Origin of the sequence: Streptomyces sp. NPDC014801 (assembly GCF_043082085.1) — a bacterium.
GTDB lineage: Bacteria > Actinomycetota > Actinomycetes > Streptomycetales > Streptomycetaceae > Streptomyces.
This window is the reverse complement of sequence record NZ_JBIBXG010000010.1, coordinates 294,536-319,592: the sequence shown is the minus strand read 5'-3', so window position 1 is coordinate 319,592 and position 25,057 is coordinate 294,536. Positions and strand designations below refer to the sequence as shown.

Here is a 25,057-nt window from a genome sequence, read left to right as displayed (position 1 = left end):
CTCGAACCGGCCGGACCCTGGCGTCCGGGCCAGCCCGAACCGGCCAGAGCCCGTCGGCCGGCCGTCAGCCGCAGGACGCCCGCACGGTGAGCGTGGGCAGCAGCTCGATCTGGTGGACCGGCAGCGCGTCGCCCTCGTCCAGGCGGCGCAGCAGCAGCCGCAGCGCCTCCGCGCCCACGGCCCGCTTCGGCGGGGCCACCGCGGTCAGCGGCGGGTCGGACAGGTTCGCGTACACGTCGTCGTACGACACCAGGGCGAGGTCGTCGGGGACGGTCAGGCCGTGGGCGCGCAGCAGCGGCGGCAGCTGGATGGCGTCCTGGTCGTTGTGGACCAGCACGGCCCGCACGCCGCGGTCGGCGGCCTCGGCGATCCGCGCCGCCAGCTCCTGGTGCGCGCCCGCGGGGTGGCCGGCGGCCGGCGTGGGCACGTCGATCACGGGCAGGTCCTCCAGCCCGAGCCCCTCGACGGCCAGGGCGTACCCGGCGCGCACCTCGTGCGCGGTGCGGGTGTCGGAGCGGGCCGCGAGCAGGACGGAGGTGTGGCCGCGCCCGGCCAGCCGGCGCAGGGCGAGCAGGACGCCGTGGCGGTGGTTGGAGCAGACCGCGTCGAGTCCGGCGGCGGGGCTCGCGGGCGCGGCCCGCCGCTCCACCAGGACGGCCGGGACGGGCAGGTCGCCCAGCCAGTCGCTGCCCACGAGCCCGGTCCCCGCGGACCAGTTCGGGGTCAGCAGCAGCCCGTCGACGTCGGACTCCAGCAGCCGCTCCACCTGGCCGCGGTCGCTGTCCGCCTCGTAGGGCGCGATGCCGAGGACGACCCGGGCCCCGGCGGCGGTCGCCGCGGCGCTGGCACCCGCGACGACCTCGTCGAAGTACGACCCGACGGACGGCACGAGCATGCCGATCACCCGCCCCTGCCCGCCCGGCCGGCCCACGGGGGCGCCCGCCGGCAGGGAGACCGCCCCGTGCGTGCGCTCCAGGCGGCCCTCCTCGGCCAGCGCGGCCACGTCGCGGCGGATGGTGACGGCGGGGATGCCGAGGCGTTCGGCGAGCTCGACGACCCGGACCGATCCGGCCTCCCGCACCACCTCGAGGATGCGCGTACGGCGTTCCTGCGCCGATGTGGCCATCGGGTCCTCCTGATCCTGGCGCGGTCGCGCCCGTCGCCGTCCGCCTCGGGGCGCACGACCTCCCGCCCTCACGGTATCCGATCACATCGCGGTCACCTGATCAATTCGCTCAGCCTGCGGGCGGCCGGCTACAGCCCGGGGCCGTTGTACGCCCCCCGGTGCGGCTTCGCGGTCGCGGAGACCGGGTTGCCCCAGTAGTCGTGGCCGCCGTTGTCCTGGACGACGCCGCCGTTGCCGAGGGCCGGGGAGTCGGCGCGCAGCCGGTAGCCGTCGGCCGAGGCGAGGGTGTCGCCGCCGGTGCCGGGCGCGGTGAACCGCGGGTCGCCGACGATGCCGTTGGCGGTGGGCCGGGGCACGCCCTGGAAGACGTTCCACAGCCAGGAGACGCCGGAGCCGGTGGGCAGCGTGGAGTCGGCGGTGCCCACCCAGATGTTGTTCTCGACGAGGCTGGTCGGGGGCAGCGTGACGTCGAACTTCTTGTCCGGGCAGTAGAAGACGTTGTTGTACATCCGCAGCGCGGACTTCCCGCCGGAGGCGTGCACGATCCGGCAGTCGCCCTCGGAGACGTTGTAGCGGACGATCTGGGTCGCGCCGCCGCTGGTGCCGCAGCCGTCGCAGTCGAGGAAGAAGCCGCCGACGTTGTCCCGGCTGAAGTTGTACTGGACCGTGCAGGTGCCGGTGTTGCCCCAGTCGCAGTCGAAGGACTCGCTGTCGAAGACGGACATCCGCGTGATGTCGTGGACGGCGTTGTACTGCATGACCGGGTTGTGCCCGCCGAGCACCCAGATCCCGGCGAAGTTCCCGCCGGAGAAGGGGTAGACGCCGTTCCCGACGCCCGCCGCGGTGTTGTACTGGATCAGCGGCGCCTCGCCGTAGCTGACGATGATGCCGTCGCCGCCGACGTCGGTGATCGTGTTCCGTTCGACCAGCACCCCCGCGCCGCGCAGCGCCATCGAGCCGACGCGGACCTTCACACCGCCGCCGCCGGTGTTGCTGACGGCGTTGTCGTGCACGTGGACGTCCTGGAGCACGGACCCGGTGCCGCTGGCCCCGGTGACGATGCCGGCGGACTGGACGTAGTCCTCGGTGGTGGGGCTGTTCTTGTTCGTCTGCCCGGCGACCCGGTCCACGACGAGATCACCGATGTCGAAGCCGGAGTGCGCACGCCCGTCGGTCACCGAGACGCGCAGGCCGGTGCGGCGGGCCGGCGACGCGGCCGGGTTGGTGATCTTCAGCCCGGTGACCGTCCAGTGGTCCTGATTCGTGAAGGCGACGGCGTCGGGCGCGCCGCCGCCGTCGATGACGGGCCGGGCGCCGGACCCGTACGAGGTGAGCGTGACGGGGGCGGCGGCGGTGCCGCTGCCCTGGGGCGTGAGCGTGCCGGTGCAGGTGGTGCCGGCGGCCAGGGCGAGCGTGTCGCCGGGGCCGTAGGTGCGGGCGCTCGCCTGGGCGAGGCTGTGGAAGGGGGCGGCCGCGCTGCCGTCGCCCGCGGCGGCGCGCGAGCAGTCGACGTAGGTGGTGGTGCCGGCGGCCGCGGCCGGAGCCGGCGGCAGGGCGGCCGCACCGCTCAGGGCGAGGGCGGCGACGGCCAGTCCGCGCAGGGCGGGGCTGATCCTCATGACGCGTCCACCTTTCTGGTGGCTCAAGGGACCGGGACGAGCCCCGAAGCTAGGGAGCCGCACGGATCGCGTCAATGCTCATGTATCAATCGATCGGTAATCGCTCGCCGTTCGATCAACTGATCCCCGTTTCCTCTGCCGGAAGGGCGTGAGATCCTGACCGGGTGACACCCGAGGACCTGGTACGGCTGCGCACGGCTCGCGACCGCATGGACCGCGAGTACGCCGAGCCCCTCGACATCGCCGCGCTCGCCCGTACGGCGCTGATGTCACCGGGCCACTTCCAGCGCAGCTTCCGCGCCGCGTACGGCGAGACGCCCTACGGCTATCTGATGACCCGCCGGGTCGAACGCGCCAAGGCACTGCTGCGGCGCGGGGACCTGAGCGTGACCGAGGTGTGCTTCGCCGTGGGGTGCACCTCGCTCGGCTCGTTCAGCTCCCGGTTCACCCAGCTGGTGGGCGTGACGCCGAGCGCGTACCGGGCCCGACCGCACGAGGCGGCCGCGCAGATCCCGCCCTGCGTGGTGCGCAGGCTCACGCGACCGCGCAGACCCTAGGTTGACCGTCATGGATGTGAAACTGAAGCAGTGCTTCATCACCGTCGACGACCCCGACAAGGCGCTCGCCTTCTACCGGGACGTCCTCGGTCTGGAGCTGCGCAACGACGTGGAGTTCGAGGGACTGCGCTGGCTGACCGTCGGCTCCCCGCTCCAGCCGGACGTGGAGATCGTCCTGGAGCCGCCGGCCGCCGACGCCTCCCCCGCCGACCGCGAGACCCTGACCCGGCTGCTGGCCAAGGGCGTGCTGCGCGGGGTCATCTTCACCACTCCCGACTGCGAGGCGCTGTGCGAGCGGGTCCGGGAGGCCGGCACGGACATCCTCCAGGAGCCGATGGACCAGCCCTACGGCGTACGCGACTGCGCGTTCCGCGACCCGGCGGGCAACCTGCTGCGGTTCATGCAGCGGGCGGCGGCCTGAGGGGTCGGCGTCCGGCCCCGGCGCTCGACGCCTCGGCTCAGGCCTGCCACGGCTCGACGGACACCACCGCGTCCACCGGGATCGGGCCGTACACGTGCGGGAACTCCTCGGCGCCCGGCTCGGGCGCCTCGTACTTCAGCGGCGCGTCCAGCCGCGCCGGGTCCACGACCAGGACGACCAGGTCGTCCGGTGCGTCGTCGCCGCCGTACAGGAAGGCGGCCACGGCCGGGAGCTGGGCCCGGGTGGAGCAGTGGATGAACCCCTCCTGCTCCAGGGTGCGGCCACGGGTCGACATCGTGTACGCGCCCCGGGCCTGTGCGGCCTCCCACAGGGAGCGTTCGGTGATGTGGAGGATGTGCGGGGCGTCGGTCATGCGCCCACGCTAGCCGCTCTGGTCGGGGGCGGACGCGGAGGCGTCGGTTCCGTCCGCCGGGACGACGGCCTCGCCGGCCGATCCCGGCTCGGCGCAGGCCGGGCATTCCGGGTTGTGGCAGGGACCGGGTCCCCACACCGGCACCCAGGCGCCCAGCGTCTTGTGCCGGTGCACCACGGTGGCGACGGGCTGTCCGCAGACGGAACAGACCTGCCCGTCGCGGTCGTCGTCGCGGTCGCCGTCCATCTCCTCAGCGTAGGACGGACCCCGGGTCAGCGCTTCCTGCTGTACGGACCCCGGGTCAGCGCTTCCTGCTGTACGTCCGCACCAAGGCGCCGTTCTTGAAGGTGCGCAGATCCTCCAGTTGGAAGTCCGCGACGGCGAACCCGGAGGCGAACATCGGCATGCCCGAGCCGTAGATCTGCGGGTAGGTCTTGACGACCAGTTCGTCGATCTCGTCGACCAGCTCGCCCGCGGCCCGGGCGCCGCCGCACAGATAGATGCCCAGCTCCCCGTCCTCGCGCTTGAGCTCGCGGACCTTGCCCACCAGATCGTCGGCGACGATCTCGACGTGCGGGTCCGGGGACTCCCCCAGGGTGCGCGAGGCGACGTACTCGCGCAGGTGGCCGAAGGGGCTGGTGATGCCCTCCTTCAGCGCGACCTCGTAGCTCGCACGGCCCTGGATGATCGTGTCGAACTTCCTGTTCGGCACCTCGTCGATCCCGAGGCCACGGCGGACGTGCGTGGGCAGGGTCTCCGGATACTCCTGCGTGACGAACGCGATGAACTCCTCGTCGGCGAAGGCGTACATCGACGACGCGTCACCGCTCGGGTCGCCGATGAACCCGTCGATCGAGCAGGCGATGTAATACGTGAGCTTGCGCAAGCCGGTCTCTTTTCCGTGGACGACAACCACGACAGTTGTAGTACTCCGGCTGTAGTGGTGGCAAGGTCTTTTCTCAGCCGCGCGGTTCGCGCCACATGGGCCACATGCGCGGCCCGTCGGGGAGATCCAGCACACGGTCCGGGAGAACGGCGAAGCCGAGCCGCTCGTACAGCGCGCGGCTGCGCGCGTTGCTGGCCTCCAGATAGGCCGGCACTCCGTCGCGGTCGCACCGCTCCAGCACATGCTCGATCAGCGCCGTGCCCAGCCCCGCGCCCTGCCGGTCCGGCGCGACACCGATCATCCAGAGATAGGCGTGCGCACGGTCGGTGGGATGGATGCCCGCGGTCAGCCGCCCGATCCGCTCCACGCGTTCGTTGGCGGGGTCCACGGCCCGGCGCAGCTCGGCCGGACCCTCTTCGTCGTCGTGCTCCCCCTCGGGCACGGACAGCCACAGCGCGCAGGCCGTGCCGTCCTCGGCGAGGTCGATCCACCCCTCCTCCAGCACGACGTCGGTGAACGCCGCCATGAGCCGGTGGTGGACGCGGCGCCGGTACTCCTCGTCCGGGAAGACCCAGGCGCTGACCGGGTCGTCGGCGAACGCCTCGTCCAGCAGCCGGACGACCAGCTCCCGATCCGCCTCGCCCGCGCGCCGTATGACCACACCCATGGGACCGACCTCCGCTCAACGTGCCTGCCGTGTACGGAGGTTGACCCTATCCATCGCGCCCGTGCGAGCGGACGCCACGCTGCTGCGAAGGGTCGCCGGCCTCGAGCGACCGGCGACCGACGCGCTACGCCCCTCGTCGCGTGACGAACTCCGCCATCCCCAGCAGTCCTCCCGCCCGCTCCGGGTCCGGCAGGGCGCGGGCCAGTGCGCCCACCGCGCGGGACATCCGGTCGGCGGCCTCTTCCTGGGCCCAGTCCCGGCCGCCGGCCCGCTCCACGGCCAGGGCCATCCGCTCGACGTCGCCCGGCCGTGACGGTCCGGCGTACAGCTCCGCCAGCTCCGCGGCCGCCGGTGTGCCCGAGGCCAGCGCGGCGACGACCGGCAGCGACTTCTTGCGGGCCGCGAGGTCCGCGCCGGCCGGCTTGCCCGTCCGCCGGGGATCCCCCCAGATCCCGATCACGTCGTCGATCAGCTGGAAGGCCAGCCCGGCCTCCCGGCCGAACGCGTCCAGCGCCTCGACGTCCTCGGCACACGCCCCGGCGTACAGCGCGCCCACGGCGCAGGCGCAGCCGAGCAGCGCGCCCGTCTTGGCCTCGGCCATCGCGAGGACCTCGTCGAGCTCCACCTCGCCGGACGGGCGCCGCTCCAGCGCCGTGTCGGTGTGCTGTCCGGCGCACAGCTCCACGACGCAGGAGGTGAGCCGTGCGATGGCCGCCGTGGCCGCCGGGTGCGGATCCTGGGCGAGCAGCCGCAGCGCGAGCGCCTGCAGCGCGTCGCCGGCCAGGATCGCGTCGGCGTCCCCGAACACGGACCACACCGTCGGCCGGTGCCGGCGTGTGGCGTCCCGGTCCATCACGTCGTCGTGCAGCAGCGTGAAGTTGTGCACCAGCTCCACCGCGGCGGCCACCCGTACGGCGCTGTCCCGGGCCGTGGGCCCGCCGAGCGCGTCCGCCGCGGCGAGGACCAGCGCGGGCCGCAGGGCCTTGCCCGCGGGCGCCGCGTCCGGGCTGCCGTCGGCCCGCTCCCAGCCGAAGTGGTAGGCGGCGATCCGCCGCATGGACTCCGGCAGCGACGCGACCGCCGCCCGCAGTTCGGGGTCGACCAGGGCACGCGCGCCCTCCAGCAGCGCCACCGCCTCGGATCCGTCCGCCGCGCCGGCCTGCTGCGGCAGTGCGACCGAAGCGTGTGCCCGCCCCGCCGCGGGGCGGGCACACGGCCCCTGGACGGGGAGGGTCACCGCCAGCGGCCGATCTCGACGTTCTCCAGGACACCCAGCGCGTCGGGCACCAGCACCGCGGCCGAGTAGTAGGCCGTGACCAGGTACTTGATGATCGCCTGCTCGTTGATGCCCATGAACCGCACCGACAGGCTCGGCTCGATCTCGTCCGGGATGCCGGACTGCCGCAGGCCGATGACGCCCTGGTCCTGCTCGCCGAGACGCATCGCGATGATGGAGGTGGTGCGCGCCTCGGTCACCGGGATCTTGTTGCACGGGTAGATGGGCACGCCCCGCCAGGTCGGGATGCGGTTGCCGCCGACGTCGATGGTCTCCGGGACCAGCCCGCGCTTGTTCAGCTCGCGCCCGAACGCGGCGATCGCGCGCGGGTGGGCGAGGAACATCTTCGTGCCGCGCCGCCGGCTCAGCAGCTCGTCCATGTCGTCGGGGCTGGGCACGCCGTCGTGCGGCTGGATCCGCTGGTCGTACTCGCAGTTGGAGAGCAGGCCGAACTCCCGGTTGTTGACCAGCTCGTGCTCCTGGCGCTCCTTCAACGCCTCGACGGTGAGCCGCAACTGCTGCTCGGTCTGGTTCATCGGCTGGTTGTACAGGTCGGCCACGCGCGTGTGGATGCGCAGCACGGTCTGGGCGATGCTCAGTTCGTACTCGCGGGGCCGCGGCTCGTAGTCGACGAAGGTGTGCGGGATGTCCGGCTCACCGGAGTGGCCGGCGGCGAGCTCGACCTCCTTCTCCCCGTACTTGTTGGTGCGCTGCGCCGGGATCGAGCGCGCCCGCCCCAGCTGCTCGCGCAGCGACTCGGCACGCTCGGCGACCTGTTCGAGGTCCTGCCGGGAGAGCGTCAGCACCGTGCAGGCGGTGTCGGCGCGGGCGGTGTACTCCCAGATGGCGTCGTCGGCGAGCAGCGCCTGGTCGCCGAAGTAGGCGCCGTCGGCGAGCACGCCGAGGACCTGGTCGTCGCCGTAGGGGCCGGTGCCGACCTTCTCCACCCTGCCGTGGGCCAGCAGGTACACCTCGTCAGCCTGGCTGCCGAAGGAGGCGATCACCTCGCCCGGGGCGAACTCCCGCTGCCGGCAGCGCTGCGCGAGCTCCCCCAGCACCTCCTCGTCCTCGTACGCCCGCAGGGCGGGCAGCTCGCCCAGTTCCGCGGGGATGACCTCGACCCGTTCCCCGGTCTTCACGAACGTGATGCGGCCGTCGCCGACGGCGTAGGTCAGCCGTCGGTTCACCCGGTACGTGCCGCCCTGGACGTCGACCCACGGCAGCAGCCGCAGCAGCCAGCGGGAGCTGATCTCCTGCATCTGCGGTACGGACTTGGTGGTGGTGGCCAGGTTCCGCGCGGCCGCGGTGCCGAGGCTCTGCTGCGGCCTGGTCTCTTCCGTGCGGACCTCTTCGCCTACCGACATAGAGAATTGCCCTCCCAGTGCTGCACTGGCTCCGAAGTGGGCCAGGCATCGATCTGTTGACCAGGCTCTCATCACGGAGCGTGCCGGTGCTATTACACGAAAGAGGGGGGTTGTGATCAGCGCCGGATGGGAAGACACGGGGATCACCCCTCCGCCCGGCCGCGGCGTGATCCGCCCCTGCCGTCCCTCGCCGTGTCCGGATCGGCTCGCACACCGTACGAACGATGTCGTCCGGCTCGTCCGTTTTCGGTAGAAGCGCTCTACGACGGCGGCCGCAGTCCGCGGCCGCGGGGACGGCAGCACGAAGGAGGCGGCATGGCCTCACCCCTGTCCGCGAGCGACTTCCTGGCCGCACTGAGAGCCGAGGGCCTGCGGGTCGTCGAGGTCGGCGACTGGAGGCATCACAACCGCAATCACAAGGGCCCCTGGGGCCCGGTGCACGGCGTGATGATCCACCACACGGTGACCCGGGGCGGCGCGCGCACGGTGGAGATCTGCCGCGACGGCCACCCGGGACTGCCGGGGCCGCTGTGCCACGGGGTGATCACCAAGGACGGCACGGTCCACCTGGTCGGCTACGGCCGCGCCAACCACGCCGGCCTCGGCGACGACGACGTGCTGCGCGCGGTCATCGCGGAGAAGGCGCTGCCGCACGACAACGAGGCCGACACCGACGGCAACCGCCACTTCTACGGCTTCGAGTGCGAGAACCTCGGCGACGGCGAGGATCCGTGGCCGCCGGCCCAGCTGGAGGCGATCGAGAAGGCCGCGGCGGCGATCTGCCGCCGGCACGGCTGGACGCAGCGGTCGGTCATCGGCCACCTGGAGTGGCAGCCGGGGAAGGTGGACCCGCGCGGGTTCACCATGGCGTGGCTGCGGGAGCGGATCGGCCACCGCCTGAAGTGACGGCCCGACCGTGGCGACCGGGCAGGCCGCGGTGGGCGGGCCGGGACGGCTGTTCGACAATGGTGCCGTGACCAGCCCGGACGCCTTGGACGCCCTGCGCCCCCGCCTGCCCTCCCCGGTGCGGGAGGCGAAGGACGACCGCCTCGCGCGGCACGGTGTCCGCCTGCTGCTCAAGCGGGACGACCTGATCCATCCCGACCTGGTCGGCAACAAGTGGCGCAAGCTCGCGCCCAACCTGGCGGCGGCGGCCGGGCGGCCGATCGTGACGTTCGGCGGCGCGTACTCCAACCATCTGCGGGCCACGGCCGCCGCGGGTCGTCTCCTGGGCGTGCCGACGCACGGGGTGGTCCGCGGTGAGGAACTCGCCGGGAAGCCGCTCAACCCCGTCCTCGCCCGGTGCGCCGCCGACGGCATGCGGCTGCACTTCGTCGACCGATCGACGTACCGCAGTAAAGCGGAACCGGACATTCTTGCCGCGGTCCTGCGCGCGGCGGGGGTGCCGGACGCGTACGTCGTCCCCGAGGGCGGCAGCAACGCGGCCGCCGTGCGCGGATGCGTGGCGCTCGGCGCCGAGCTGCGCGGGCGGGCCGACGTCGTCGCCGTCGCCTGCGGCACCGGCGGCACGCTGGCCGGGCTGGCCGCCGGACTGGCGTCGCAGCAGCGGGCGCTGGGCGTGGCCGTCCTCAAGGGCGGCTTCCTCGCCGGCGAGGTGCGGCGGCTGCAGCACGCGGCGTTCGGGGACCGGCGCGGCACCTGGTCCGTGGACGACCGGTTCCACTTCGGCGGCTACGCGCGCGTGCCCGCCGTGCTCGACGCCTTCGCGGAGGACTTCGAGGAGCGGCACGGCCTGCCCGTGGAGCGTCTGTACGTCGCCAAGATGCTGTACGCCCTGCTCGCCCTCGCCGAGGAGGGCGCCTTCCCGCGGGGCACGACCCTGGCGGCCGTGATCACCGGGCGCCCGTTCCCCGAGCCGGCGGACGGCGGTCAGGTCGCCTCCCGGTAGGCCGCCGCCTCCTCCAGGTCCAGCCGGCGCAGCAGGGTGCGCAGCATCTCGTCGTCGATGTAGCGGCCGTCGCGCAGCTTCACGAAGACCTCCCGCTCGGTGCTGATCATCTCGCTGGACAGCCGCCGGTAGGTGTCGTCGGCGGTCTCCCCGGTGATCGGGTTGACCTGGCCGAGGCGCTCCCACACGGCGTTGCGGCGGCGCTCCAGGACGGTGCGCAGCCGGTCGGCGAGCGGCGGCGGGAGCGTGTTGCGCTCGTCGGAGAGGAGGTCGTCGAGGCGCTGTTCGGCGGCGCGGGATGCCTGCGCCTGGGCGTTGGCCTCGGCGAGGGTCTCGGCCTGCACGTCGCGGCCCGGGAACTTCAGCAGGCGGATCAGCGGCGGCAGGGTCAGGCCCTGCACGACGAGCGTGCCGATGACCGTGGTGAAGGTCAGGAACAGCACGAGGTTGCGGTGCGGGAAGGGCTGCTGGCCGTCGTGCAGGTGGAGCGGGATGGAGAAGGCGATGGCGAGGGACACCACACCGCGCATGCCGGCCCACGCGATGACGACGGGACCGCGCCAGGTGGGGTTGTCCTCCCGCGCGCGGATGCGCGCGGACAGCAGCCGGGGCACGAAGGTCGCCGGGTACACCCACAGGAAGCGGGCCGCGACGACCACCAGGAAGACGGCGACGGCGTACCCGGCGGCGTCGACGCCCTCGTACTCCCCGAGGCCCTGCAGGACGACCGGCAGCTGCAGTCCGATGAGCGCGAAGACGGCCGACTCCAGGACGAAGGCGACCATCTTCCACACGGCCTCCTCCTGCAGCCGGGTGGCGAAGTCGACCTCCCAGGCGCGGTGGCCGAGGTAGAGGGCGACGACGACCACGGCCAGCACACCCGAGGCGTGGACCTGCTCGGCCGTCGCGTACGCGACGAACGGGATCAGCAGGGAGAGGGTGTTCTGCAGCAGGGGTTCCTTCAGGTGGGTGCGCAGCCAGTGGATCGGGGCCATGAGGACGAGGCCCACCACCACGCCGCCGACCGCGGCGAGCAGGAACTCCCCGATGCCGCCCGCCCAGGACGCGCCCTCGCCGACGGCCGCGGCGAGGGCCACCTTGTAGGCGGTGATCGCGGTGGCGTCGTTCAGCAGGGACTCGCCCTGGAGGATGGTGGTGATCCGCGAGGGGAGCCCCACCCGGCGCGCCACCGCCGTGGCCGCGACCGCGTCCGGCGGGGCGACGACGGCGCCGAGCACGAGGGCCGCGGTCAGCGGCAGACCGGGCACGAGGACGTACGCGGCCCAGCCGACGACGACGGTCGCGAAGAGGACGTATCCGACGGACAGCAGCGCCACCGGCCGCATCTGCGCGCGCAGGTCCAGGTAGGAGCTGTCGGTGGCGGAGGTGTACAGCAGCGGGGGCAGCAGCAGCGGCAGGACGACCTCCGGGTCGAGCCGGTAGTCGGGGATGCCGGGCACGTACGACACCGCCAGGCCGACCGCGACCAGCAGCAGCGGCGCCGGCACCGGGGTGCGCCGGGCCGCCGCGGCCACCGCGGCGCTGCCCGCCACCAGCAACAGCAGTGGCATCACGTCCATCGTCCTCGCCCACCCTCTTTTTCCGCGCCGCCGTGCGCGTGCCCGTCGTAACCTGGCAATCATGAAACAGTGCACGCACGCCGACGCGCTGCCGCATCCGGAACCCGCGCCGCTGAGCAAGACGTGTCCGGAGTGTCTGCGGGACGGCACCCACCCGGTGCAGCTGCGGTTGTGTCTGACGTGCGGCCACGTGGGCTGCTGCGACTCCTCGCCGGGCCGGCACGCCACCGAGCACCACAAGGATTCCGGTCACCCGGTGATGCGGACCTTCGAACCCGGCGAGGACTGGCGCTGGTGCTTCGTCGACCACGTGCTGGTCTGAGACGGCCCGCGGGTCCGGGCCGGCGAAAAGCGGTCCGGTCCGGGCGGAAACGGGGCCACGAGAGGAGACCGGAAGCGGCCGTACCGGGTACGGTTCGAGCGTCTGACGTCTGGGTACGTCAATCCGGCGCGCGCTCTTCCCAATTGGGCCCGCACACCCCCTAGCCACGGAGCGTATCCGGAGTTTTACTATGAGTGACGGCAAGGGGTTGGGGTCCCGGGACAGGAAACTTCCGGGCGCGATAGCGTCACCGCTGTACCACACTTCGCGTTGACCCGGGGGGCGACCCTCGGCCCCGAACAGCTTGTACCACCTTGGAGGTGAGGGTGTCCCAGATCGCAGGCGAACCCGCGGTGAACCAGGACTTCGTGGAGGTCCGGCTGCCGGCTGCGGGTGCCTACCTGTCGGTGCTGCGGACGGCCACGGCCGGTCTCGCGGCCCGTTTGGACTTCACCCTGGACGAGATCGAGGACCTGCGCATCGCGGTGGACGAGGCCTGCGCGATCCTGCTGCAGCAGGCCGTGCCCGGCTCGGTGCTCTCCTGCGTCTTCCGGCTCGTCGACGACTCACTCGAGGTCACCGTCTCGGCGCCGACCACGGACGGGCACGCTCCCTCGCGGGACACGTTCGCCTGGACCGTCCTGTCCGCCCTCGCGGGCAAGGTCTCCTCCGCCGTGGACGAGGACAAGACCGTTTCGATCAGCCTCTACAAACAGCGCGGCGCGGGACCCGGGCCGGCGTGAGGAACGGGGACGGGCCGGTGCGGGACGAAGAGCGCGGCACACGGGAGCTGCCGTCCGAGGACGCCCTGGGCGCTCAGGGTGCTTCCCGGCGTACGGCGGCCGGCATCGACGGCATCCCCGAGCAGGCCCGGCCGCATCCGGAGGACGAGTCCTCCCGGGCGGCGGGAGCCGGTCCGCGGGGCACCGCCGAGGCCGGCGCGCACGAGGCCGCGGACGGCGGCACGCGCGCGAAGGAAGGCGCCGGACCGGGCACGCCCCGGGACCGGCGGAACGGGGGCACCCCTGTCCGAGCGGAAGCCGGGGCTCGGGGAAGGGCAACGGGCGGGACGATGAGCGAGCACCAGCGGGATTCCGAGGAACAGTCGCCGGACGCGCAGACCGCGCCGGCCCTGCAGGCCACACAGCACGGCCTGCAGGACCGCAGCGGGGCGCGGGCGATGTTCATCGAGCTGCGCGGACTGAAGGAGGGCAGCCCGGAGTACGCCGAGCTGCGCAACCGGCTGGTCCGGATGCATCTGCCGCTCGTCGAGCACCTCGCGCGCCGCTTCCGCAACCGCGGCGAGCCGCTCGACGACCTCACCCAGGTCGCCACCATCGGGCTGATCAAGTCCGTCGACCGCTTCGACCCGGACCGCGGCGTGGAGTTCTCCACGTACGCGACCCCGACGGTCGTCGGCGAGATCAAGCGGCACTTCCGCGACAAGGGCTGGGCGGTGCGCGTGCCGCGCCGGCTCCAGGAGCTGCGGCTGTCGCTGACGACCGCCACGGCGGAGCTGTCGCAGCTGCACGGCCGCTCGCCGACGGTGCACGAACTGGCCGAGAAGCTGGCGATCTCGGAGGAGGAGGTCCTGGAGGGCCTGGAGTCCGCGAACGCGTACTCCACGCTGTCCCTGGACGTCCCCGACACCGACGACGAGTCCCCGGCGGTCGCCGACACCCTGGGCGCCGAGGACGAGGCGCTGGAGGGCGTGGAGTACCGCGAGTCGCTCAAGCCGCTGCTGGAGGACCTCCCGCCGCGCGAGAAGCGGATCCTGCTGCTGCGCTTCTTCGGCAACATGACCCAGTCGCAGATCGCGCAGGAGGTCGGCATCTCCCAGATGCACGTCTCCCGCCTCCTCGCCCGGACCCTGGCCCAGCTGCGGGAGAAGCTCCTCGTGGAGGAGTGAGACGCCTGCCGTCCCGGCTCGACCCGGGCCCCCTCCCGGGGAGCCCTCATGGTTCGGTCCGGGGCTCCCTTCCGGGATCCGCCCGATCCGGGGCTTCCCGGATTCCGTACGACTACTTGCGGGCGCCCGGCCCCCGGATGCCGAGGGCCCGGGTGGTCTCGCCGTTGACCAGCAGCACCAGTGCGGCGACGGCCACGGCGGCGAGCGCGATCCCCACCGGGATGGCGGCGCCGTCGGCGTGGATCAGGTTGTAGGCCACCGGCAGCGCCATGACCTGCGTGATGACGGCCGGGCCGCGGCTCCAGCTGCGGCGGGTCAGCAGTCCGCGGGCGGCCAGCAGGGGCAGCAGCGCGAGGATCATCAGCGTCACTCCGCCGGTCACGGCCGACTTCCGGTCGTCCGGGGAGCCGACCAGACCGAGGACGAGCATCCACACCCCGCCGACCAGCAGCGCGAGCCCTTCCAGGCCGGCAAGCGCCGCGGCGTACGTCAGGCGCCGCGGGCGGGGACCGGCGGCGGGGTCCTGCGTCTGCACGGGGGTGGGGTTCTGCTCACTGCTCACCCCTGAAGGGTAGCCCGCACCCCCTCGCTCCCCTCGGCAAGCCTCCCCGCCCCGCGGTGCGCGTCCCGGCTCTCCCTCGCGCCCCCGCTCATCCGCCGGTACCGCCCCGCAGCCCTCCCCGTGTCGAGCCTCACGCCCGTCCTCTTACCCGTTCCCTACCTCGCCCTCGTCCGAGTACCGCTCAGTAGGTACGCTGCACGTCATGCGTGCACTTCTCGTGGTCAACCCGGCGGCAACCACCACCAGCGCACGCACACGTGACGTGCTCATCCACGCACTCGCCAGTGAGATGAAGCTGGAGGCGGTCACCACCGAGTACCGCGGGCACGCGCGTGACCTGGGCCGGCAGGCCGCCCTCGCCGACGACGTCGAGCTGGTCGTGGCGCTCGGCGGCGACGGCACCGTCAACGAGGTCGTCAACGGTCTGCTGCACGCCGGCCCCGACCCCGACCGGTTGCCCGGCCTCGCCGTGGTCCCCGGCGGCTCCACCAACGTCTTCGCCCGCGCCCTCGGGCTGCCCAACGACGCCGTCGAGGCGACCGGCGCCCTGCTGGACGCGCTGCGCGAGGGCAGCGAGCGCACGGTCGGCCTGGGCCTGGCCTCGGGCACGCCGGGCACCGAGGACGAGGCGGTGCCCGAGCGCTGGTTCACCTTCAACGCGGGACTCGGCTTCGACGCGGGCGTGGTCGGCCGGGTGGAGCAGCACCGCGAGCGCGGGAAGAAGTCGACGCACGCGCTGTACGTCCGGCAGGTCGTACGGCAGCTGCTGGGCGAGCCGAACCGCCGGCACGGCTCGATCACACTGGAGCGGGACGGCGAGGAGCCGGTCACGGATCTGGTGCTCTCCATAGTCTCGAACACCTCGCCGTGGACCTTCCTCGGCAACCGCCCGATCTACGCCTCCCCGGAGGCGTCGTTCGACACGGGGCTCGATGTGTTCGGTCTCAGCCGTCTGTCGACGGCCGCGGTTGCCCGGTATGGCACCCAGTTGCTCACTTCGTCCCCGGAGCGCGGACCGCGCGGCAGGCACGCCCTCGCCCTGCACGATCTGGACCGCTTCACCTTGCATTCGAAGGTGCCGCTCCCCCTCCAGATGGACGGTGACCATCTGGGGCTGCGTACCAGCGTGACGTTCACAGGTGTACGCCGTGCACTGCGTGTGATTGTGTGAGCAGAAGGGGCTAAAGTCCTTTCACTCGAACGTTTAGGCCAGGATCCACCCCATGGAAGTACGGCTGTGACCTAGTCGACACCGAAGAATCAAAAAAAACTTTCCGGAAGGGGTTGTATCCGCCGCTGAGGTTTGCGAGTCTCTACGTGGCGATCGGGACGGCCCGCAACACCGGCCTCCACTGATCACCGGAACCCCTCTTCAAACCACAGGACCACGCCGGGGAAGACTCGGCGGTCGGCCCTTCACTTGTTGAGGGATTCGTGAAAGCGTTCACATTCACAAGCAACTTGCACGTAATACCAAGGAGAGGTAGCAGCCATGGACTGGCGTCACAACGCCGTTTGCCGCGAGGAAGACCCCGAGCTCTTCTTCCCCATCGGCAACACCGGTCCTGCGCTGCTGCAGATCGAGGAAGCCAAGGCCGTCTGCCGTCGCTGCCCGGTGATCGAGCAGTGTCTGCAGTGGGCGCTCGAGTCCGGTCAGGACTCCGGCGTCTGGGGTGGTCTCAGCGAGGACGAGCGCCGCGCCATGAAGCGCCGCGCCGCCCGCAACCGGGCCCGTCAGGCCTCCGCCTGACGCCCCACCCCTGCTGACAGCCTGAGCTTGGCGGCGCGCACATCGCGTGCGCATCTCCCGCCCCCGAGCCGCAGCGCGCAGTAACCCGATGCGCTTGAGCTAGCTGAAGCAGCAACGAGCACTAGCCTCGGACCAATGGCGGTCCGGGGCTTTTTGCTGTGCCGACGGCCGTGTGGCACGGACCTCAGCTTCCGTGTGACGCGGCCCTCGTCGTGCTTGTGGCGCGCCTCTCGACGCCCCTGTGATCTGGACCTCAAGGCCCCTGTGGCGAGGGCCACTTACTCTGCGTGACATCCGTCGCTCGCGCGGCCCGACCGCTTCCGCGGCCGGCCCCGCCACCCCGCCCGGTCCTACTTCTGCGACCGCACCGGGATGTCCAGGATCACCTGGGTGCCGCGCTCGGGAGCCGGGACCATGTCGAAGGTGCCGCCCAACTCGCCCTCCACCAGCGTCCGCACGATCTGCAGGCCCAGGTTGCCGGCCGTGTGCGGGTCGAAGCCCTCGGGCAGGCCGACCCCGTCGTCCTGGACGGTGACCAGCAGCCGGGCCTCCTTCGTCGTACCGCCGCGCACCGCGGAGACCTCGACCGTGCCGGTGTCGCCCTGACGGAAGCCGTGCTCCAGGGCGTTCTGCAGGATCTCGGTGAGGACCATCGACAGCGGCGTGGCGACCTCGGCGTCCAGGATGCCGAAGCGGCCGGTGCGCCGGCCGATGACCTTGCCCGGGGAGATCTCCGCGACCATCGACAGCACGCGGTCGGCGATCTCGTCGAACTCCACGCGCTCGTCCAGGTTCTGGGACAGCGTCTCGTGCACGATGGCGATCGAGCCGACCCGGCGGACCGCTTCCTCCAGCGCCTCCCGGCCCCGGTCCGAGTCGATGCGCCGGGCCTGCAGCCGCAACAGCGCCGCGACGGTCTGGAGGTTGTTCTTCACCCGGTGGTGGATCTCCCGGATGGTGGCGTCCTTGGTGATCAACTCACGTTCGCGGCGCCGCAGTTCCGTCACGTCCCGCAGCAGCACCAGCGAACCGATCCGCGTGCCCTTCGGCTTGAGCGGGATCGCCCGGAACTGGATGACCCCGTCGTTCGCCTCGATCTCGAACTCGCGCGGCGCCCAGCCGCTGGCCACCTTGGCGAGCGCCTCGTCCACCGGGCCCCGGGTCGGGGCGAGTTCGGCGGTGGTCTGGCCGAGGTGCTGGCCGACGAGGTCGGAGGCGAGGCCCAGGCGGTGGTAGGCCGACAGGGCGTTCGGGGAGGCGTACTGCACGATGCCGTCCGCGTCGAGCCGGATCAGGCCGTCGCCGACGCGCGGCGAGGCGTCCATGTCGACCTGCTGGTCGGGGAACGGGAACGATCCGGCCGCGATCATCTGCGCGAGGTCGGAGGCGCTCTGCAGATAGGTCAGCTCCAGCCGGCTGGGCGTGCGCACGGTGAGCAGATTGGTGTTGCGGGCGATCACTCCGAGGACGCGGCCCTCGCGCCGCACCGGGATCGACTCGACCCGGACGGGGACCTCCTCGCGCCACTCCGGGTCGCCCTCGCGCACGATCCGCCCCTCGTCGAGCGCGGCGTCCAGCATGGGGCGCCGGCCGCGCGGCACGAGGTGGCCGACCATGTCGTCCTGGTAGGAGGTGGGGCCGGTGTTGGGCCGCATCTGGGCGACCGAGACGTACCGGGTGCCGTCCCGGGTGGGCACCCACAGGACCAGGTCGGCGAAGGAGAGGTCGGAGAGCAGCTGCCACTCCGACACCAGCAGGTGGAGCCACTCGAGGTCGGAGTCGTCGAGGGCGGTGTGCTGGCGGACCAGTTCGTTCATGGAGGGCACGTGTGCGAGCGTACCTGGCGGTTTGTACGGCCCTGAAATGTACGGCCGGGCAGGGGGCGGGCGGTCGTACCGGGCGGTCACACCCCAGGGGGCGGGCGGTCGTGCCGGAGGGGCGGCCGGTCGTACCGGAGGGGGCGGCCGGTCGTACCGGCCCCGGAAACACCCGCGGGCCGCGGCGCCTGGGAGGGACCCTCAACCCTCCCGGCACCGCAGCCCGGAGCAATATCGGCCGTGGGGTGTGCGGTCCCGGTCGGCCGAAGGTGAGGAGCCGGGGCAGTCAGGGCAGAGAGCTCCGGTTCCTCGGTCCGTCTTCCTGTGCGGGGAAGACGGAGGCTCGTGTCGCTGCGCGCTCTCGTTCTCGCGCACTCCTTACGCATTGTGGACTAGACCACTGGGCCTGTCCATGCGCCGGACGCGGTTCGCTCGCGCAGACGTGTGTGCAGTTGTGCTCCGCAGCCTAGCCCGCCCCGCTCAGCTTCGGGGCCACACGGTCATGGCAAATTCCGCGAGCGCTTCCAGTTCCTCCCGGCTCGCCCCGTCCCGTGCCTGCTGGGACATGCCCTGGATGATCGCGCCGGTGTGCCGGGCGAGGGCGCCCGCGTCGGTGTCCGCCGGCAGCTCCCCCGCCGCGATCCCGTCGTGGATACGGCGCTCGAAGGCGGCGATGTGGGCGTTGCGCACTCCGCGCAGGAACTCCTCCACCTCGGGGCTCGTGCAGTTGGTCGCCGCGTGGACGAACAGGCAGCCGTGCGGCCGGCCCGGCGCGGTGTACGTGACGGCCGCCTCACGCAGGAGCCGGTGCACCGCCGAGCGGGCGGTGGACTCCTCGGCCAGGGCGCGCTCGCCGAAGGAGCCGTACGTCGCGCCGTACTGCCGGACGACCTCCTCGAACAGCGTGCGCTTGTCGCCGAAGGCCGCGTACAGGCTCGGGGCGCCGATACCCATGGCGCGGGTCAGGTCGGAGACCGAGGTCGCCTCGTAGCCCCGCTCCCAGAAGGCCATGACGGCCTTCTCCAGCGCGGTCGCGCGGTCGAAGGCGCGGGGGCGGCCGCGGGGGCGAGAGGGGCGGGGAGCGCCGCCCTCCTGCCCGCTGGGGTGCCCGGCGTCCGGCTGCGCTCCGGGGCGCGCTTCCGGGCGGGCGTCCGGTCGTCCGCCTGCGGGAACGTCGGCCCGTCCGCCCGCGGGCACGGCCGCCCGTCCGTCGGGTTCCGCGCTCTGTCCTGCCACTGGCTGTCCACCCATGGGTGGATTTTATAGCGGGCACTAGAGAAAGGTCCGCGGCCTGCGCTACGGTCTTTTTTGTAGCGACCACTAGATAATGCGAGGGGGGCGCCGACATGGGCGTGCTTGCGGGCAGGACGGCACTGGTGACAGGGGCGAGCCGGGGGATCGGGCGGGGCATCGCCGAGCGGCTGGCACGCGACGGGGCCCGGGTCGCGGTGCACTACGGGAGGAACGAGACGGCGGCCAAGGAGACGGTGGCCGCGATCGAGGCGGCCGGCGGCAGCGCGTTCGCGATCGGCGCCGAGCTGGGCGTCCCGGGTGACGCGCAGGCACTGTGGGCGGCCTTCGACCGGCACGCACAGGGTGTGGACATCCTGGTCAACAACGCGGGGGCGGCGTTCTTCGCGACCGTGGGCGAGACGGACGAGGAGCTGTTCGAGCGGACGCTGGCGATCAACGCCAAGGCGCCGTTCTTCATCGTCAAGCACGCTCTGGACCGGCTGCGCGACCAGGGGCGGATCGTCAACGTCACGGCGGCGACCCGCCTCGGCATACCCGGTATCGCGGCCACTCACATGGCCAAGGGTGCGGTGACGACCCTGACCAGGTCCCTCGCGGCGGAACTGGCACCGCGCGGCATCACGGTCAACTCCGTCGGGCCCGGGTTCGTCGAGACGGACCTCACGAGCGGGGTACTCGCGGACCCGGCGGCCCGCGGGCACGCCGAGGCGGTGTCGGCCTTCGGGCGCGTCGGCACGGTGTCCGATGTGGCGGACGTCGTCGCCTTCCTGGCCTCCCCGGACTCCCGCTGGGTCACGGGCCAGCATCTGGACGCCACGGGCGGCACGCTGCTGAGCCTGCACTAGGGGCGGTACCGGCATTGGTGATGGTGGCGGTACCGGCATCGGTGACGGTGGCGGTGCCGGCATCGGTGGCGGTGGCGGTGGCTCGAACGTGCGGAGACCCTGGGAGACGGGTACCCCTCTCTGTTAGATTGGTCTAAACCACATGGTCCGATTCCGGGCACCCGGCGCCCCCTGGGGCCACCCGGTGCCTTCCGGTGCGGGCCACCCCGGTCCCTCCCCGAGTCCCTCTTCGAAACGGCAGGCCAGCGTGGAAGTTGTCATCGTTCCGGACGCCGAGGCGGGCGGCGAGCTCATCGCCGAGGCCATGGCGCAGCTGCTGCGGCGCAAGCCCGACGCCCTGCTGGGCGTGGCCACGGGCTCGACCCCGCTGCCCATCTACCGGGCGCTGGAGGCGAAGGTGCGCTCCGGTGCCGTGGACACCGCGCGGGCCCGGGTCGCCCAGCTCGACGAGTACGTGGGGCTGCCCGCCGAGCACCCCGAGTCCTACCGCTCGGTGCTGCGCCGCGAGGTGCTGGAGCCGCTCGGCATCGGCATGGAGCGCTTCCTCGGCCCGGACGGTACGGCCGAGGACGTGCAGGCGGCGTGCGAGGCGTACGACAGGGTGCTGGCCGAGGCCGGCGGGGTCGATCTGCAGCTCCTCGGGATCGGCACCGACGGGCACATCGGGTTCAACGAGCCGTGCTCCTCGCTGGCCTCCCGTACGCGGATCAAGACGCTGACCGAGCAGACCCGGGTGGACAACGCCCGGTTCTTCGACGGCGACATCGACCAGGTGCCGCACCACGTCATCACGCAGGGCATCGGCACCATCCTGGAGGCCCGCCACCTGGTGCTGCTGGCGACCGGCGAGGGCAAGGCGGACGCGGTGGCCGCGACCGTCGAGGGTCCGGTCGCGGCCGTCTGCCCGGCGTCCGCGCTGCAGCTGCACCCGCACGCGACGGTGGTCGTGGACGAGGCGGCCGCGTCCAAGCTGAAGCTGGCGGACTACTTCCGGCACACCTACGCCAACAAGCCGGAGTGGCAGGGGATCTGACCGGACCGCCGGGGGCGGGGTCCGCACCCGGCGGTCCGCGACAACCGGGGCCGGGCGGTCCGCGGCGACCGGGAGGCCGGTGGGCGGGGCCGTCACAGGACGATCCACCCGCCCCGCTGGACTAGACCAGCACAGGCGGCGACGGTATACAGAGGAGATCACGGAGCGTGCGGAGGCGCCCACCGAGGTCCGCCCTCACCGAGCCGTGCCACGATGTGAGCCCGCGGCCGATGGCGTGTCGGCCGCTTCGGCACCGGAGCCGGGAAGGCAGAGCATGAGCACCGACGTCAGCAGTGCGGAGAACGACAGTGGCGCCACCGTCCGTACCGCGCGCGTGCCCAAGTACTACCGCCTGAAGAAGCACCTGCTCGACATGACCGAGACGATGCCGCCCGGCACCCCGGTCCCGCCCGAGCGGACGCTCGCGGCGGAGTTCGACACCTCCCGCACGACCGTGCGCCAGGCCCTGCAGGAGCTCGTGGTCGAGGGCCGGCTGGAGCGCATCCAGGGCAAGGGCACGTTCGTGGCCAAGCCCAAGGTCTCGCAGGCGCTGCAGCTGACGTCGTACACGGAGGACATGCGCGCCCAGGGCCTGGAGCCCACCTCGCAGTTGCTGGACGTCGGGTACATCACCGCCGACGAGCGGCTCGCCACGCTGCTCGACATCACCGCCGGCGGCCGGGTGCTGCGCATCGAGCGGCTGCGCATGGCCAACGGCGAGCCGATGGCGATCGAGACGACCCACCTCTCGGCCAAGCGGTTCCCGGCGCTGCGCCGCTCGCTGGTGAAGTACACGTCCCTGTACACCGCGCTCGCCGAGGTCTACGACGTCCACCTCGCCGAGGCCGAGGAGACCATCGAGACCTCGCTGGCCACCCCGCGCGAAGCCGGCCTGCTCGGCACCGACGTGGGCCTGCCGATGCTGATGCTCTCCCGCCACTCCTTCGACCGGCACGGCGAGCCGGTGGAGTGGGTGCGCTCGGTCTACCGGGGCGACCGCTACAAGTTCGTGGCCCGCCTGAAGCGCCCTCAGGACTGACGCCCCGGGGGGCCCACCTCGCCCCCCCACCGAGGCGGCCCGGCAGCGGCCCGGCAGCGGGCCGCCGGATCGCGGCGGCATCGCGGTCGTATAACGGTCACGGATGTCAACGACCGTTATACGGACGAGGGGTTCCGTTCCTGCTACACCTGACCTAGATTTCCTGCGCATTGCACAGGTGATCAGTGAGGGGACGGAGCCGCGCGATGTCGAATGCGCCAGATGTGTCCAGACCGGCGGTGGTGACGCCCGTGCGCGTCGTCATCGCCCTCTGCCTTGTCGCGCCCTTCGTGGCGATGCTGTGGGTCGGTAGTTACGCCAAGGTGGACCCGGCCTTCATCGGGATCCCGTTCTTCTACTGGTACCAGATGCTGTGGGTGCTCATCTCCACGGCACTGACGATGATCGCTTACAAGCTGTGGCAGCGTGACCAGCGCGCCCGCGCGTCCCAGAAGGGCGGTGCGGACAAGTGAAGGACGGCGTGAACGGCGTCGCACTCGGCGTCTTCATCTTCTTCTTCCTGCTCGTGACCGTCATGGGCTTCCTGGCGGCCCGCTGGCGCAAGGCCGAGAACGAGCACAGCCTCGACGAATGGGGCCTGGGCGGACGGTCGTTCGGCACCTGGATCACGTGGTTCCTGCTCGGCGGCGACCTGTACACGGCGTACACCTTCGTCGCGGTGCCGGCGGCGATCTACGCGGCGGGCGCGTCCGGCTTCTTCGCGGTGCCGTACACGATCCTCGTCTACCCGCTGATCTTCACCTTCCTGCCCCGGCTGTGGTCGGTGTCGCACAAGCACGGGTATGTGACGACGTCGGACTTCGTGCGCGGCCGCTTCGGGTCCAAGGGACTGTCGCTGGCCGTGGCCGTCACCGGCATCCTGGCGACGATGCCGTACATCGCGCTCCAGCTCGTCGGCATCCAGGCCGTGCTGGACGTGATGGGCGTCGGCGGCGGCGAGAACACCAACTGGTTCGTCAAGGACCTGCCGCTGCTGATCGCGTTCGGCGTGCTGGCGGCGTACACGTACTCGTCGGGTCTGCGGGCCCCCGCGCTGATCGCGTTCGTGAAGGACGCGCTGATCTACCTCGTCATCGCGGTGGCGATCATCTACATCCCGATCAAGCTGGGCGGTTTCGACGACATCTTCGCCAAGGCGGGCGACGCGTTCAGCCAGGTCAACCCGACCACGGGCAAGCCGCGGGGCGCGCTGGCCTCGGGCGAGGCACAGCAGTGGACCTACGCCACGCTGGCGCTGGGCTCCGCGCTCGCGCTGTTCATGTACCCGCACTCGATCACCGCGACGCTCTCCTCCAAGAGCCGTGAGGTGATCCGCCGCAACACCACGATCCTGCCGCTGTACTCGCTGATGCTGGGCCTGCTCGCGCTGCTCGGCTTCATGGCGATCGCGGCCGGGATCAAGGTGCAGAACGGCCAGCTGGCCATCCCGCAGCTGTTCGAGACCATGTTCCCGGACTGGTTCGCGGGCATCGCCTTCGCGGCGATCGGCATCGGGGCGCTGGTCCCGGCGGCGATCATGTCGATCGCGGCGGCGAACCTGTTCACGCGCAACATCTACAAGGACTTCATCAAGCCGGACGCGACGCCCGAGCAGGAGACCAAGGTCTCCAAGCTGGTGTCCCTGCTGGTGAAGGTCGGCGCGCTGGTCTTCGTCCTGACCATGGACAAGACGGTCGCCATCAACTTCCAGCTGCTCGGCGGCATCTGGATCCTGCAGACCTTCCCGGCCCTGGTGGGCGGCCTGTTCACGCGGTGGTTCCACCGCTGGGCGCTGCTGGCGGGCTGGGCGGTCGGCATGGTCTACGGCACGCTGGTGGCCTACGGCGTGCCCTCGCCGACCAACCCGAGCCAGAAGCACTTCGGCGGCTCCGCCAAGGAGATCCCCGGCATCGGCGAGATCGGCTACATCGGCCTGACGGCGTTCGTCCTCAACGTGGTCGTGACGGTCGTGCTGACCTTCGTCCTGAAGGCCCTGAAGGCGCCCGAGGGCACGGACGAGACCCGGCCGGAGGACTACACGGCCGACGCCGGCGACCCGGGCGTCCAGGTCGAGTTGCCGCCGGCCACGGCGGGCGCCGGTCACTGACCGGTCCGCGCACCCGCGCTCCGGTCACCGTCCGGTCCGCGCACACGGGCCGCCGGGAAATCCGGCGGCCCGTTGTCGTACCCGTGCGGCACACTCACCCCATGGACATCCGGATCCGCCCGGCCGACCCCGCCGAGTACGCCGTGCTCGGGGAGATCACCGCCCGGGCCTATCTCCACGACGGGCTGCTCGACTTCGGCGAGAGCGACACCTACCTCGACGAGCTGCGCGACGTCGCCCGGCGCGCCGCCGCGGCCCAGGTGCTGGTCGCCGCCGACGACAGCGGCACGGTCCTCGGCGGCGTCACCTTCGTCCCGGCCGGCGGCCCCATGGCCGACATCGCCCGCCCCGGCGAGGCCGAGATACGGATGCTCGCGGTGGCCCACGAGGCGCGCGGCCGGGGCACCGGCGAGGCGCTGGTGCGGGCCTGCGTCGAGCGCGCCCGGGCGGTCGAGGGCTGCACGGCCATCGTGCTGTCGACCCAGCGGACCATGCGCGCCGCCCACCGCATCTACGAACGCCTGGGCTTCGTCCGCACGCCCGAGCGGGACTGGAACCCCCTGCCCGAGCTGGACGACATCATGCTGCTCACCTACGAGCTGACGCTGTGACACCACCGGGACACAACATCTGGGGGTGAC

The 25,057-nt window shown here is 72.0% G+C and carries 27 protein-coding genes; 15 read left to right on the top strand and 12 right to left on the bottom strand.

Features of this window, described 5'->3' with window-relative positions; translation table 11 throughout:
• Positions 1 to 64: 64 nt before the first annotated feature.
• Both ACF1AL_RS25305 and ACF1AL_RS25300 read right to left on the bottom strand, forming a co-directional pair.
• A complete protein-coding gene (locus tag ACF1AL_RS25305) occupies positions 65 to 1,126 on the bottom strand; it encodes a substrate-binding domain-containing protein (RefSeq protein ID WP_391827474.1) in 1,062 nt (353 codons plus the stop codon).
• 128 nt (positions 1,127 to 1,254) lie between these two features.
• On the bottom strand, positions 1,255 to 2,745 hold the full coding sequence (locus ACF1AL_RS25300) for a right-handed parallel beta-helix repeat-containing protein (RefSeq protein WP_391827472.1): 1,491 nt from the start codon (positions 2,743 to 2,745) through the stop codon (positions 1,255 to 1,257).
• 164 nt (positions 2,746 to 2,909) lie between these two features.
• On the opposite strand from ACF1AL_RS25300, the gene ACF1AL_RS25295 reads away from it, so the two are divergent.
• A complete protein-coding gene (locus tag ACF1AL_RS25295) occupies positions 2,910 to 3,302 on the top strand; it encodes a helix-turn-helix transcriptional regulator (protein ID WP_384206592.1) in 393 nt (130 codons plus the stop codon).
• Between the two features lie 10 nt (positions 3,303 to 3,312).
• Positions 3,313 to 3,723, top strand: coding sequence for a VOC family protein (locus tag ACF1AL_RS25290; RefSeq protein WP_384206589.1), 411 nt, complete (start codon positions 3,313 to 3,315; stop codon positions 3,721 to 3,723).
• A gap of 37 nt (positions 3,724 to 3,760) precedes the next feature.
• Here the strand turns inward: ACF1AL_RS25290 and ACF1AL_RS25285 are convergent, their stop codons facing one another.
• The 6 genes from ACF1AL_RS25285 to ACF1AL_RS25260 form a co-directional block, all read right to left on the bottom strand.
• Entirely contained in the window at positions 3,761 to 4,096 is a 336-nt protein-coding gene (locus tag ACF1AL_RS25285) for a DUF952 domain-containing protein (RefSeq protein ID WP_366839335.1), read from the bottom strand.
• Positions 4,097 to 4,105: 9 nt separating this feature from the next.
• Complete coding sequence (locus ACF1AL_RS25280) at positions 4,106 to 4,342, bottom strand: hypothetical protein (protein ID WP_391703417.1); 237 nt, start codon at positions 4,340 to 4,342, stop codon at positions 4,106 to 4,108.
• Between the two features lie 55 nt (positions 4,343 to 4,397).
• Complete coding sequence (locus ACF1AL_RS25275; protein WP_391827470.1) at positions 4,398 to 4,982, bottom strand: dihydrofolate reductase family protein; 585 nt, start codon at positions 4,980 to 4,982, stop codon at positions 4,398 to 4,400.
• Positions 4,983 to 5,055: 73 nt separating this feature from the next.
• Complete coding sequence (locus tag ACF1AL_RS25270) at positions 5,056 to 5,649, bottom strand: GNAT family N-acetyltransferase (protein ID WP_391827468.1); 594 nt, start codon at positions 5,647 to 5,649, stop codon at positions 5,056 to 5,058.
• A gap of 124 nt (positions 5,650 to 5,773) precedes the next feature.
• Positions 5,774 to 6,820 (bottom strand): family 2 encapsulin nanocompartment cargo protein polyprenyl transferase, encoded by a 1,047-nt coding sequence (locus ACF1AL_RS25265; protein ID WP_391703483.1) that lies wholly within the window; start codon positions 6,818 to 6,820, stop codon positions 5,774 to 5,776.
• 62 nt (positions 6,821 to 6,882) lie between these two features.
• Positions 6,883 to 8,289: a family 2B encapsulin nanocompartment shell protein gene (locus ACF1AL_RS25260; protein ID WP_366839339.1), complete on the bottom strand. Its 1,407-nt coding sequence runs from the start codon at positions 8,287 to 8,289 to the stop codon at positions 6,883 to 6,885.
• A 315-nt stretch (positions 8,290 to 8,604) separates the two neighbouring features.
• On the opposite strand from ACF1AL_RS25260, the gene ACF1AL_RS25255 reads away from it, so the two are divergent.
• Both ACF1AL_RS25255 and ACF1AL_RS25250 read left to right on the top strand, forming a co-directional pair.
• On the top strand, positions 8,605 to 9,195 hold the full coding sequence (locus ACF1AL_RS25255) for an N-acetylmuramoyl-L-alanine amidase (protein WP_391827466.1): 591 nt from the start codon (positions 8,605 to 8,607) through the stop codon (positions 9,193 to 9,195).
• 67 nt (positions 9,196 to 9,262) lie between these two features.
• Complete coding sequence (locus ACF1AL_RS25250; RefSeq protein ID WP_391827464.1) at positions 9,263 to 10,198, top strand: 1-aminocyclopropane-1-carboxylate deaminase/D-cysteine desulfhydrase; 936 nt, start codon at positions 9,263 to 9,265, stop codon at positions 10,196 to 10,198.
• On the opposite strand, the gene ACF1AL_RS25245 is transcribed toward ACF1AL_RS25250, so the two are convergent.
• Complete coding sequence (locus ACF1AL_RS25245; protein ID WP_391703405.1) at positions 10,180 to 11,778, bottom strand: Na+/H+ antiporter; 1,599 nt, start codon at positions 11,776 to 11,778, stop codon at positions 10,180 to 10,182. The two genes, ACF1AL_RS25250 and ACF1AL_RS25245, sit on opposite strands and share 19 nt — an antisense overlap.
• Positions 11,779 to 11,839: 61 nt before the next feature.
• Here ACF1AL_RS25245 and ACF1AL_RS25240 point away from each other — a divergent pair, with 61 nt between their 5' ends.
• The 3 genes from ACF1AL_RS25240 to ACF1AL_RS25230 all read left to right on the top strand — a co-directional run bounded on the left by ACF1AL_RS25240 (position 11,840) and on the right by ACF1AL_RS25230 (position 14,009).
• Entirely contained in the window at positions 11,840 to 12,100 is a 261-nt protein-coding gene (locus ACF1AL_RS25240) for a UBP-type zinc finger domain-containing protein (protein WP_366839344.1), read from the top strand.
• A 326-nt stretch (positions 12,101 to 12,426) separates the two neighbouring features.
• A complete protein-coding gene (locus ACF1AL_RS25235) occupies positions 12,427 to 12,843 on the top strand; it encodes an anti-sigma regulatory factor (RefSeq protein ID WP_103781358.1) in 417 nt (138 codons plus the stop codon).
• Positions 12,840 to 14,009 (top strand): SigB/SigF/SigG family RNA polymerase sigma factor, encoded by a 1,170-nt coding sequence (locus ACF1AL_RS25230; RefSeq protein WP_366839346.1) that lies wholly within the window; start codon positions 12,840 to 12,842, stop codon positions 14,007 to 14,009. Before ACF1AL_RS25235 ends, ACF1AL_RS25230 begins: the two co-directional genes overlap by 4 nt.
• 112 nt (positions 14,010 to 14,121) lie before the next feature.
• Here the strand turns inward: ACF1AL_RS25230 and ACF1AL_RS25225 are convergent, their stop codons facing one another.
• Positions 14,122 to 14,571 (bottom strand): hypothetical protein, encoded by a 450-nt coding sequence (locus ACF1AL_RS25225; RefSeq protein ID WP_391819526.1) that lies wholly within the window; start codon positions 14,569 to 14,571, stop codon positions 14,122 to 14,124.
• Positions 14,572 to 14,773: 202 nt separating this feature from the next.
• Between ACF1AL_RS25225 and ACF1AL_RS25220 the strand changes: the two genes are divergently transcribed.
• Both ACF1AL_RS25220 and ACF1AL_RS25215 read left to right on the top strand, forming a co-directional pair.
• The gene (locus ACF1AL_RS25220) at positions 14,774 to 15,742 is read left to right on the top strand and encodes a diacylglycerol kinase family protein (protein WP_366839348.1); all 969 of its coding nucleotides are present in this window, start codon (positions 14,774 to 14,776) and stop codon (positions 15,740 to 15,742) included.
• Between the two features lie 321 nt (positions 15,743 to 16,063).
• The gene (locus ACF1AL_RS25215; protein WP_003992873.1) at positions 16,064 to 16,321 is read left to right on the top strand and encodes a WhiB family transcriptional regulator; all 258 of its coding nucleotides are present in this window, start codon (positions 16,064 to 16,066) and stop codon (positions 16,319 to 16,321) included.
• Between the two features lie 350 nt (positions 16,322 to 16,671).
• Here ACF1AL_RS25215 and ACF1AL_RS25210 read toward each other — a convergent pair whose 3' ends face one another.
• On the bottom strand, positions 16,672 to 18,147 hold the full coding sequence (locus ACF1AL_RS25210) for a sensor histidine kinase (protein ID WP_391780152.1): 1,476 nt from the start codon (positions 18,145 to 18,147) through the stop codon (positions 16,672 to 16,674).
• Positions 18,148 to 18,618: 471 nt separating this feature from the next.
• Positions 18,619 to 19,389 carry a TetR/AcrR family transcriptional regulator gene (locus ACF1AL_RS25205; protein WP_391819522.1) on the bottom strand — a complete coding sequence of 257 codons (771 nt, stop codon included), beginning with the start codon at positions 19,387 to 19,389 and terminating at the stop codon, positions 18,619 to 18,621.
• A 95-nt stretch (positions 19,390 to 19,484) separates the two neighbouring features.
• Here ACF1AL_RS25205 and ACF1AL_RS25200 point away from each other — a divergent pair, with 95 nt between their 5' ends.
• The 6 genes from ACF1AL_RS25200 to ACF1AL_RS25175 all read left to right on the top strand — a co-directional run bounded on the left by ACF1AL_RS25200 (position 19,485) and on the right by ACF1AL_RS25175 (position 25,027).
• Positions 19,485 to 20,237: an SDR family oxidoreductase gene (locus ACF1AL_RS25200; RefSeq protein WP_391827462.1), complete on the top strand. Its 753-nt coding sequence runs from the start codon at positions 19,485 to 19,487 to the stop codon at positions 20,235 to 20,237.
• A 247-nt stretch (positions 20,238 to 20,484) separates the two neighbouring features.
• Complete coding sequence (nagB, locus tag ACF1AL_RS25195) at positions 20,485 to 21,270, top strand: glucosamine-6-phosphate deaminase (RefSeq protein WP_391827460.1); 786 nt, start codon at positions 20,485 to 20,487, stop codon at positions 21,268 to 21,270.
• 274 nt (positions 21,271 to 21,544) lie between these two features.
• Positions 21,545 to 22,309: a GntR family transcriptional regulator gene (locus tag ACF1AL_RS25190; protein ID WP_384206562.1), complete on the top strand. Its 765-nt coding sequence runs from the start codon at positions 21,545 to 21,547 to the stop codon at positions 22,307 to 22,309.
• A 206-nt stretch (positions 22,310 to 22,515) separates the two neighbouring features.
• Positions 22,516 to 22,782, top strand: coding sequence for a DUF3311 domain-containing protein (locus tag ACF1AL_RS25185; protein WP_386420176.1), 267 nt, complete (start codon positions 22,516 to 22,518; stop codon positions 22,780 to 22,782).
• Positions 22,779 to 24,416 (top strand): monocarboxylate uptake permease MctP, encoded by a 1,638-nt coding sequence (gene mctP, locus ACF1AL_RS25180; protein WP_391657212.1) that lies wholly within the window; start codon positions 22,779 to 22,781, stop codon positions 24,414 to 24,416. The genes ACF1AL_RS25185 and mctP overlap by 4 nt, the downstream gene beginning before the upstream one ends.
• 101 nt (positions 24,417 to 24,517) lie before the next feature.
• Positions 24,518 to 25,027, top strand: coding sequence for a GNAT family N-acetyltransferase (locus ACF1AL_RS25175; RefSeq protein ID WP_391703392.1), 510 nt, complete (start codon positions 24,518 to 24,520; stop codon positions 25,025 to 25,027).
• Positions 25,028 to 25,057: the final 30 nt, after the last annotated feature.

Coding starts and splice junctions, on each gene's coding strand:
- ACF1AL_RS25305 (WP_391827474.1), bottom strand. CDS start 1,126: ATGGCCACATCGGCGCAGGAACGCCGTACGCGCATCCTCGAGGTGGTG.
- ACF1AL_RS25300 (WP_391827472.1), bottom strand. CDS start 2,745: ATGAGGATCAGCCCCGCCCTGCGCGGACTGGCCGTCGCCGCCCTCGCC.
- ACF1AL_RS25290 (WP_384206589.1), top strand. CDS start 3,313: ATGGATGTGAAACTGAAGCAGTGCTTCATCACCGTCGACGACCCCGAC.
- ACF1AL_RS25285 (WP_366839335.1), bottom strand. CDS start 4,096: ATGACCGACGCCCCGCACATCCTCCACATCACCGAACGCTCCCTGTGG.
- ACF1AL_RS25280 (WP_391703417.1), bottom strand. CDS start 4,342: ATGGACGGCGACCGCGACGACGACCGCGACGGGCAGGTCTGTTCCGTC.
- ACF1AL_RS25270 (WP_391827468.1), bottom strand. CDS start 5,649: ATGGGTGTGGTCATACGGCGCGCGGGCGAGGCGGATCGGGAGCTGGTC.
- ACF1AL_RS25260 (WP_366839339.1), bottom strand. CDS start 8,289: ATGTCGGTAGGCGAAGAGGTCCGCACGGAAGAGACCAGGCCGCAGCAG.
- ACF1AL_RS25255 (WP_391827466.1), top strand. CDS start 8,605: ATGGCCTCACCCCTGTCCGCGAGCGACTTCCTGGCCGCACTGAGAGCC.
- ACF1AL_RS25245 (WP_391703405.1), bottom strand. CDS start 11,778: ATGGACGTGATGCCACTGCTGTTGCTGGTGGCGGGCAGCGCCGCGGTG.
- ACF1AL_RS25240 (WP_366839344.1), top strand. CDS start 11,840: ATGAAACAGTGCACGCACGCCGACGCGCTGCCGCATCCGGAACCCGCG.
- ACF1AL_RS25220 (WP_366839348.1), top strand. CDS start 14,774: ATGCGTGCACTTCTCGTGGTCAACCCGGCGGCAACCACCACCAGCGCA.
- ACF1AL_RS25215 (WP_003992873.1), top strand. CDS start 16,064: ATGGACTGGCGTCACAACGCCGTTTGCCGCGAGGAAGACCCCGAGCTC.
- ACF1AL_RS25205 (WP_391819522.1), bottom strand. CDS start 19,389: ATGGGTGGACAGCCAGTGGCAGGACAGAGCGCGGAACCCGACGGACGG.
- ACF1AL_RS25200 (WP_391827462.1), top strand. CDS start 19,485: ATGGGCGTGCTTGCGGGCAGGACGGCACTGGTGACAGGGGCGAGCCGG.
- ACF1AL_RS25190 (WP_384206562.1), top strand. CDS start 21,545: ATGAGCACCGACGTCAGCAGTGCGGAGAACGACAGTGGCGCCACCGTC.
- ACF1AL_RS25185 (WP_386420176.1), top strand. CDS start 22,516: ATGTCGAATGCGCCAGATGTGTCCAGACCGGCGGTGGTGACGCCCGTG.
- ACF1AL_RS25175 (WP_391703392.1), top strand. CDS start 24,518: ATGGACATCCGGATCCGCCCGGCCGACCCCGCCGAGTACGCCGTGCTC.